We start from the raw sequence: 2,268 nt of genomic DNA on the forward strand, positions 1-2,268 counted from the left end.
TGTCGGCGGCGGCTGAACCTGGACCCAGTCTGGACAGGTGGAATCTGACCCGGGTGTCTTCGGTTCGGTTGGTTCAGTCGTTGTCGGTGGTGGTGGGGACGCGTCCGAGTTCGCGTCCTCGCATGCGGTAGGAGTCGCCTTTGAGGGAGTGGACCTCGGCGTGGTGGACGAGGCGGTCGATCATGGCGGCTGCGACGGTCTCGTCGCCGAAGACCTCTCCCCAGCGTCCGAAGGGTTTGTTGCTGGTGACGATCACGGACGCGCGTTCGTATCTGTTGGAGATGAGCTGGAAGAACAGGTTCGCGGCCTCGGCTTCGAAGGGGATGTAGCCGACCTCGTCGACCACGATCAGCGGGTAACGGGACAGTTTGGTGAGTTCGGCCTGCAGGCGGCCGGCGTGGTGGGCGGCGGCCAGGCGGTCGACCCACTCGGCGGCGGTGGCGAAGGCGACGCGGTGGCCGGCCTGGCAGGCACGAACCGCGAGCCCGATCGCCAGGTGCGTCTTGCCGGTGCCGGGCGGGCCCAGGAAGACGGTGTTCTCCTTGCCGGCGATGAAGTCCAACGTGCCCAGATGCGCGAGCTGTTGTCGCGTGATGCCGCGCAGATGGGTGACGTCGAGTTCCTCGATCGTCTTGATCGCGGGGAAGCGGGCGGCGCGGACGCGGGCCTCGCCGCCGTGCGATTCGCGGGCGGAGACCTCGCGCTGGAGGCAGGCGACCAGGTATTCGGCGTGGGTCCAGGACTCCTTGCGGGCGCGATCGGCGAGCCGGTCGGCGGCGTCCAGCAGGGCCGGGGCCTTCATCGCGCGGGCGAGGAAGGCGAGGTCGGCGGTGGTCTGAGAGCCTGTTCTGTGGCCCGCTCCGGTGTTCTCGGCCGGGGCAGTGGTGGTGCGGGGCATCAGCCGGCCTCCCTGTCGCCGCCGCCTTCGATGACGGTGAACAACCGGTCGTAGGAGCGGAGTTCGCGTTGTTCGACCTCGACGAGCGGCCCGTCCCCGGCCGCGGGTCGGCGGGTGTCTTTGGCCTGGGCGGCCTGGTGATGGTGGGCCTGCCCGCGCATCGTCTGGCTGGCGGCGGCGTGATCGGGATCGGTGAGGGTCTGGTGGCGGGCCCAGCAGCGGGGGTGGCGGGCAACGATCACGCCGCCGGGCGCCAGGGCGATGACTTCATCGTTGTCGGTGAGGACGGTGACGGTGTGTCCGATCGCCTCCGGGTGCACGGAGTAGTCGTTGGTGTCGACGCGGACGTAGTGGTCACGCCCGATGCGGGTCTGCATCCGCCACCAGGCCGGCGGATCGACGGGCGGCAGTGCGAGCATCCCGGCCCGGTCGGCCTCCCAGCGTTCGGCGGGACGGGCCTGCAGCGTGCGGTGCAGGCGCCGGTTCGCGACGGCCAGCCAGGCCGTGAGCTGGGTGTTGAAGTCACCGGGACCGCTGAACGTGCGGCCGGGCAGGAACGAGGTCTCCAGATAGCCGTTCGCCCGCTCGACCAGCCCTTTCGCTTCCGGGTCGCGGGGCCGGCAGAGATAGATCTTGGTGGCGAGCAGACCCGCGAACGCGGCGAACTCCGCGGTGAGCTTGCCGCGGCCGACCCCTGCCTCGTTGTCCCAGACCAGTGTTTTAGGCACGGCGCCCCATCCGTTCAACAGCCGCCAGTGGCCGTCGATCAGATCGCCGGTGGTGCGTGAGGGCAGCATCCGCGCGGCGATCACCCGCGAGTAGCCCGACACCATCACCAGCACCGGCGGACGTCCCGTCTGCCCATAGCCCAGCGGGATGTCCGCCTCGGGAAACCACAGGTCACACTGGGCCAGCTCGCCCGGCTGATAGGTCGTGCGCGAGACCGGATCGACCGGAACATAGGCGGGCCGCAGTTCCCGCACCCGTTCCTTGAGGACCGTCATCCCGCGTTCCCACCCGATCCGCTCCGCGATCACCGTGGCGGGCATCGACGGGGTCTCCCTGAGCAGCTCACGGATCTGTACCTCGACCGCGTCGACCACCGAGCCCTTGGCCGGGCGCTCGTACTTCGGCGGCCGGTCACTCGCCAGCGCACGCTTTACCGTGTTCTTCGAGATGCCCAGATGCCGGGCGATCGCCCGGATCGGCATCTGCTCGGCCCGGTGCAGCCTGCGGATCTCTGCCCAGTCCTCCACGCGGATCACCCTTCCCTCCTGACCTTCCGATCAAGATCAGGTTCAGGCGAAGACCACCCAGAGGGTCACTTTTGATCCGCCGTCAGAGGGTCAGAATTCAGGCGTCGCCGAGAC

At 69.1% G+C, this 2,268-nt stretch carries 2 protein-coding genes; both read right to left on the bottom strand.

What is annotated here, in order from left to right:
• Nucleotides 1–73: 73 nt before the first annotated feature.
• Nucleotides 74–898, bottom strand: coding sequence for an IS21-like element helper ATPase IstB (istB, locus tag ABZT02_RS46085; protein ID WP_356029457.1), 825 nt, complete (start codon nucleotides 896–898; stop codon nucleotides 74–76).
• Nucleotides 898–2,163, bottom strand: a complete 1,266-nt coding sequence (istA, locus tag ABZT02_RS46090) for an IS21 family transposase (RefSeq protein WP_356029459.1) — start codon at nucleotides 2,161–2,163, stop codon at nucleotides 898–900. The genes istB and istA overlap by 1 nt, the downstream gene beginning before the upstream one ends.
• Between the last annotated feature and the right edge of the window lie 105 nt (nucleotides 2,164–2,268).

The sequence above is a fragment of the Streptomyces sp. NPDC005402 genome (assembly GCF_040606575.1).
Lineage (GTDB): Bacteria > Actinomycetota > Actinomycetes > Streptomycetales > Streptomycetaceae > Streptomyces.